Annotated in this window: 6 protein-coding genes; 1 reads left to right on the top strand and 5 read right to left on the bottom strand. The window is 40.7% G+C overall.

The window, feature by feature from the left end:
* Positions 1 to 556: 556 nt before the first annotated feature.
* The 5 genes from J7E63_RS05575 to J7E63_RS05555 form a co-directional block, all read right to left on the bottom strand.
* Positions 557 to 2725 carry a transglycosylase domain-containing protein gene (locus J7E63_RS05575; protein WP_215010593.1) on the bottom strand — a complete coding sequence of 723 codons (2169 nt, stop codon included), beginning with the start codon at positions 2723 to 2725 and terminating at the stop codon, positions 557 to 559.
* A gap of 285 nt (positions 2726 to 3010) precedes the next feature.
* On the bottom strand, positions 3011 to 3649 hold the full coding sequence (locus J7E63_RS05570) for a M50 family metallopeptidase (protein ID WP_215010592.1): 639 nt from the start codon (positions 3647 to 3649) through the stop codon (positions 3011 to 3013).
* 118 nt (positions 3650 to 3767) lie between these two features.
* A complete protein-coding gene (locus J7E63_RS05565) occupies positions 3768 to 4439 on the bottom strand; it encodes a PspA/IM30 family protein (protein WP_215010591.1) in 672 nt (223 codons plus the stop codon).
* Position 4440: 1 nt separating this feature from the next.
* The gene (locus J7E63_RS05560) at positions 4441 to 4845 is read right to left on the bottom strand and encodes a hypothetical protein (protein ID WP_215010590.1); all 405 of its coding nucleotides are present in this window, start codon (positions 4843 to 4845) and stop codon (positions 4441 to 4443) included.
* Between the two features lie 243 nt (positions 4846 to 5088).
* Entirely contained in the window at positions 5089 to 5715 is a 627-nt protein-coding gene (locus J7E63_RS05555) for a GntR family transcriptional regulator (protein WP_215010589.1), read from the bottom strand.
* A 221-nt stretch (positions 5716 to 5936) separates the two neighbouring features.
* On the opposite strand from J7E63_RS05555, the gene garR reads away from it, so the two are divergent.
* Positions 5937 to 6830 carry a 2-hydroxy-3-oxopropionate reductase gene (gene garR / locus J7E63_RS05550; protein ID WP_215010588.1) on the top strand — a complete coding sequence of 298 codons (894 nt, stop codon included), beginning with the start codon at positions 5937 to 5939 and terminating at the stop codon, positions 6828 to 6830.
* The last annotated feature ends 1 nt before the right edge of the window (position 6831 follow it).

Raw genomic sequence — 6831 nt, 5'->3', positions numbered from 1 at the left:
TTACGTTGGCTCATGTTCTTCATATTAATAGAAGAAACACGATTAATTTATTGTTTGTTGACGTTTTTGTTTGTTTAGTTTTCAAAGAACAATCTATCATGTCAGAAGCGACATTTATTATTATATCGAATCTCTATTACTATGTCAATATAATAATTCAACTTTTTTGTTATCACTTTTAACTAATAAAACTGCCTTCAAAAGCAACTTCCCTATCATAACACCTTCATTTTACATATGCAACATAAAGTTTTTCTTTTTTTACGGAAAGTTCATTTTCTCAAAAACTATTTATTAAGATAACAATATCTTTCTTATTATAGTCAACAACCAAAACCTAGTCCCCTGCTGGAAGTCAGAGGATGAACATACAATGATAATCGGGAAAACCCCTTAGGTCATAAGAATGCCCCTGAAAAAGTCCCAGTAAAAAGAGGCAGAAACCCTTATATTTAGTGAGGGTTTCTGCCTTTTTAATTTAAAATTGAGTTATCTGATTCGACAAAACTCGGGTGATGAGAGGCACGAGATTTACGGTGCGTGACAGGCACCGGGATTAATGTTTCCCTTTCCCTTTCCCCTTCCCTTGATGATTTTTCCGTTGCTCTTTTTGTTGTTTCGCTTCTTCTTTTTGCTTCTTCCCATTCCCACCATCTTCACTAACCTGTTTTGCTTTTTTAATAATAGGTTTTGGTGGTACTTCTGCAGATTGGACCCCTTTAATATACAGTTCATTATTTACTCGATAGACACTGTTTGGCTGCTGAAAACGCGATGAATCTGTTCCAAATGACTGCATCATGGCTTTAAACATATACTGCGAAATTTTCTGCGTATTTGCGACCATATAGTTACCATTACCGTTTTGTGCGTATCCGGTCCAGACCGCCATTGTGTATTGCGGGGTATATCCTGCGAACCAGCTATCATTTGTCGCGTTGGTCGGGTATCCAAATTTAGCTCTAGTCTCTGCATTAAAATTGGTTGTACCTGTCTTCCCTGCAACATCTAGGTTAAGGACATTCGCTGTTGTACCTGTCCCATCATTTACGACTGTGCGTAACATATCCGTCACCATATACGCCGTGTAATCCTGCATGACACGTTTTGATTTCTCCGTAAAATTAACTACTTTGCCATTCGGAAGTACCACTTTTTGAACAAAATGCGGTTTATTGTAGTTGCCGTTATTTCCAAAAGCACTGTAGGCCCCTGCCATGTCTAAAGGACTAACGGTATTGCTTCCAATCGAATAGGATTCATATACTTGGTTATCTTTAAAAGTAATGCCGAGTTTTTCTGCAAAGTTTTTTGCCTGATCCATTCCAACCTCCCGCATCGTGAGAAGAGCAGGAATATTATAAGATTTTTTCAGTGCACTCCGTATCGTCAGCATTCCGTGATATTGATGGTCCCAGTTGGAAATCGGCTCGCCGGTTGAATAGGAGGTATTCTGGTCATTGATTAGATGTGCAGTGGACCATTTCAAATTTTCAATCGCAGGACCATAATCAAAAATCGGCTTAAATGTTGAGCCTGGTTGACGATTGATATCAACTGCAAAGTTGTTACCTAGAAATTCTGCTTTATAGTCGTTTCGCCCGCTGCCAATCGCCCTGACTTCACCAGTTTTGGTATCTAAAAAGACGAAAGCTCCCTGAAAACCTGCATCTGGATAGGCAATGATTTCATTGGTGTTCAACATTTTGTTTGCATAATCCTGTGCTTTTGGATCTAGGGTAGTATAGATAGATAATCCATCCTTACTGATGTCTACATCCTTCAGTTTACCCTTTACCTCTTTTACAACTGCATCTAAAAACGCTTCGTAAGGCATACTTTGTTGCGTGCTTTTTGGTACAAGTCCCTCAGTAACTGGAACTTTTGAAGCTTCCTGCAATTGTTTCTCTGTTATATAACCATCTCTAAGCATCGAACGTAAGACAATACTACGACGCTTCGTGGCTGCTTCTTTGTTTTCTGGCTTGGTCGGATCATAGTTATTCGGACTCTGCGGCAGTCCAGCTAACATGGCCGCCTGCGCGAGCGTCAATTTTTTCAAATCATTTGCGTCAATACCATAGTAACTCTTTGCGGCAGCAGCTACTCCGTAAGAGCGGTTTCCAAGGTAAATTTTGTTTAAGTACATCATTAAAATATCGTGCTTGGAATATTTCTGTTCCAACTGATACGCCAAGTCCCATTCTTGCACTTTTCGCTTTAATGTTTTCTCTGGAGTCAAAAAGGAATTCTTAATCACTTGCTGCGTAATGGTACTACCGCCCTGTGATCCGAAATCTCCGGTTAAGTTTACAAAAATGGCCTTGGCCGTCCTTTTGATATCGATCCCTTGATGCTCATAAAAATGGGAATCTTCCGTGGCAATAAACGCTTGCTCCAGCACTTTCGGAACTTGCTCATACGCAATTTTTGTTCGCTTTTCCTTCCCGTACTCATAAATAAAGTTTCCGTTCTCATCATAGAATTTTGTAGAAAGTGGATCCACCAGCTTAGAAGCATCCAAGTTAGGCGTATCCTTAATCATTGAAGCGAACGATATAGCTCCTGCTCCTGTCGAAATAAGTCCAAGTACGAGACAGACAATGATTACTTTTTTCAATAATGATCCTTTTTTCTTCGGTATTCGCTGACTTCTTTGTTGATTCTGTCTTGCGTTTTCCGCTTGTTTTCTTTCCTCACGAGATTGATAGTTCTCTTCTGGCATTCTTCTTCTCTCCCATGTCTATTTATGGTTACGCAAAGTTGATTTTAATGGAGGTATTGATCAGTTATTTAAATGGATAAGAATATTTAGGCCGTTGTACTTCCTTCACTAATACGTCTAAAGGGAAATCCTCTCCCTTCAACCAACTATTTATAGAATTTCGTAAGTGGTCTTACATTTATGAGGGAATCAGGTAAAAAAAATTTTCCAATTGGCTGTCCGTTTTATAAACAAAAAAATCCCCTCCCATGTTCGGAAGAGGATTTGATCGGGCAAATATATTTTTCAAAAACTAAACGGAAAGCTGATAAAATTTTGTACTAAAAAGTAGCCGACATAAGCCGACTGTCCGGCCAGAGTTAGTCCCAAAACAACGGCTGGAACTAATTTCGTTTGAACCAGCGCCGCCTTTCTCTTCGGGTTGTTTCTCGACATAAACGCTTGTTTACACACCTGAACCGCGCCAATAATAGATTGAACAAATAGAACCGATGCTAGGAAAATACTCATATGAACGAGCACCATTTCGAAGTTAACATTCACAGGTAAAACCGTTTCGTAGCGGAAATAGACGGGCAAAGCCAATAGGACAGCAATCGAAAGTCCCCAGATCACGCCAAGTGGGTTGCGAATCCACAACAATAAAGCAAGAACACTAAGCCCTAAATACAGATAAATAACCAAATGATAGTGGCCTCTCGATACTAAATAAAACAATCCGATCGCTGCCACCGAAGCACCCGTATAGCCTGCATACGAAATGAGCGCTTTTTTAAAGGGGGAAGTATGATTCCCAGTTGTCTGGCCTGAACCATCTCGATTCAGATAGATTTTACTACCTTCCAAGCAAGCACTGATCACGAGATGGACCAAGTTATGGAAATGGGCAAAATAACCCCTGATAAAAGGAAGCCCGCTCCCCACCAACGCTACACCCAGGTAAATAAGAATCAGCGTTGTCATATTCAATCTAAACCCTCCTCTCTACGCTAGATAGAATGAGAAGCACCAAGCCATAACGGTGGTGCTTCACAAACTTGAATTATAAGACCGCCACTTTTTCATACTTTAACTTTTCAATTTCCTTATTGAGCTCTTCATCGCTCACAAAGCTGCTGTTTGCTGCTTCAAACTGAGCTAATGGAGTCGCAAATTGATTGCCTGCCTGTACTTCTGCTTCCATCATTAAGATCCGCTCTTCGGCACGGGCCACACCTCTCGCAATATCATCAGTATGGAAGGAAACCGTCGCTTTCTGAATTTGCTTCATTGACTGAGCCACATTCGCACGTGAAGCTAACAAGATTTTCTTTTGCTGCATTTGGTTGTACGTTTCCTTCAACTCGTCCAATTTTCCGATGAGGATTTGGGTTTGTACCTTAATCGACTCGTATTGCTCCTCATATAGTTGTAGCTGGCGGTCATGGTTGAGTTTTTCTTGTACAGCCAATTTGGCCATGGCCTCTTCCCCTTGTTCAATCGCCAGTTTGGCCTGACGAGTACGCTTGTCCACTAATGCGTTCGTTTCCGAAATGAGTGCCGCTTGTTTTTTCTCTACAAAAATTTGCCTAGCTAGGGCTTTCTGACCTTTGACAATTTCCTGTTCCATTTCCCTAGAATACTCATTTAACATCGCAATCGGATCTTCGATACCGTCTAAAAGCCCGTTAATTTCCACCATTGTAATTGTCTTTAATCTTTTAAAAATACCCATGTTATTCATTCTCCTTTTTAGTTACTAGATTTTTTTCCCATTGATCTAAAACGCTAGCATTCTGGTTAGTTACCGGGATATGCGAGCCTACCACAGAAGTGTTAATAAACTGTTGCATCGAGGAAGCTTTCGACTTCTTTCTGAGCCATCTTACGAATAGTACTAGAGCAGCTAGTCCAATAATTAGGAAGAGCCAAGGGAATCCTCCGTCATGGTGAGCGCCATTCATCATTTGGCGGCCCCCGCCAAATCCGCCACGGCCTCCCATTTCACCGGGGCCATGTCCATGAGGACCTCTAGCATAAGCGCTGTTCCCTCCTAGTAGAAAGTGGAGTACGTTAATCACTAGTACCGTAGAGGCAATGATCACACCCCAGAAAATACCTTTTTTCACTTTTGTATTCATCTCTTTATCTCCTTTCGTTACCTGATGTAATGAATATTAATAGAGAATGGTGAAAACTTGGTGAAAAGAAAAAGCTAGCAAGTAAGTTTTTTATTTAGGAAGAAATAGGAGGGAAATCTACCAAAGGTTATCAAAAAAAAGGCAGAAACCCTTATATTTAGTAAGAGTTTCTGCCTTTTTGATTAAAAATTGAGTGATCTAACTCGACAACATTCGAGGCGCAATGCGTCCCCTGCTTCCTTATCACCTTAACAGATGCAAGCAAAATTCCAAATCCGCTTGTAGATGGGTTTTCATTAGCATTTCTGCTTTTTCTCCATTTCTTGCTTTAATGGCTTGGTATATTTGCTCGTGTTCGTCGATTAAATGGGGGCGGTTGTAGAATACGACTGTTTTACGGAAAAGGTAAATGATGGATGACATCCGATCGATAATATCAATCATGACCGGGTTATTACTGGCTCCGACAATAATTTCATGAAATCGCTCATTTGCTTCCATAATTTCCTCGACTGTTCCTGTCCTCCCTATCTCCACACATTGATGTAATGATTGAAGCTCATTTTCTTTTAAATAGGACGCTGCACACTGAGCGGAATAGCCCTCAAGGAGCATTCGTACTTGAAACATATTTCGCAAGTCCTTTTCGGCTGGCTTCACTACTTTTTTATTCTCAATAAGCCCTTCATGCTCCAACTTTCGAATCGATTCCCGGATGGGTGTTCTACTGACACCTAATTCAGCAGCAATTTTTTCCTCGACAATTTTGGTACCACCAGGAAGTTCTCCATTTAAGATCCTATCACGAAGGATCTCATAGGATTGGTGGGAAGCAGGACGAGAACGATTACTTTCTAACACACTGTTCACCTCTATATCTCTTCAAACCTACATTTATTTTACCAAAATTCTTGTCAAAAAAATACAATCTACATCAGTTTCACTAATTTTTGTATACGAAAAATAATTTTCTGTATACAAAAATTATAAATTTGTGTACAATTACTTTTGTAAACGATATCTGAAAGCGATTGCAGTTGAATGGATCGCTTAACTTATAAGATTTCAAATAGAATGAGGAGGAATTTATCATGGCACAAAAAGTTGGTTTTATAGGTCTAGGAATTATGGGGAAACCAATGGCATTAAACCTAATCAAAGCGGGATTCACACTTACGGTTAATGATCTAAATCAAGACGCCGTCCATCAGGTCGTCGAAGCTGGAGCAGTGGCAGCTCATTCTGCGAAAGAAGTAGCAGAAAACAGTGATGTCATTATCACAATGTTACCTGCCTCAAAACATGTTGAAGAAGTCGTTTTAAGTGAAAATGGAATCTTGGCAGGGGCTAAAGCAGGTTCGGTCATTATCGATATGAGTTCAATTACACCTGAAGTCTCACGGGAACTAGCAGCAGCGGCAGCGAAAAAAGGCGTTGGCATGCTAGATGCGCCAGTCAGCGGCGGCGAACCAAAAGCGATTGAGGGTACATTAGCTATTATGGTTGGCGGGAAAGAGGATGTTTTTGAAAGCGTTATGCCGGTCCTCTATGGGATGGGGAAAGACGTGATCTTAGTTGGTGATCATGGCTGCGGCGTGACTGCAAAGCTTGCCAATCAAATTATTGTAAACCTTAACATAGCGGCGATGTCCGAGGCACTTGTTCTAGCAGCGAAAGCAGGTATTGATATTGAAAAAATGTACCAAGCAATCCGCGGCGGACTTGCCGGAAGTGCTGTTCTGGATGCCAAGGTACCATTGATTTTAGACAGAAACTTCGTGGCTGGCGGAAGTATTGCCATCAACATGAAAGATATTACGAACGTAATGGACACCGCCCATGAAATTGGCGTACCACTACCATTATCAAGCCAGTTGCTAGAAATTTTCCATGCATTAAAGGTCGATGGAAAAATAAAAGACGATCATGGCAGCATTGTCCGTTATTATGAAAAGCTTGCCAATGTTGAAGTAAAGAAGGCGTAAA

This window comes from Bacillus sp. ISL-75 (assembly GCF_018613095.1).
The sequence above is the reverse complement of the archived record's forward strand: the minus strand, read 5'-3'. Positions and strand labels throughout refer to the sequence as shown.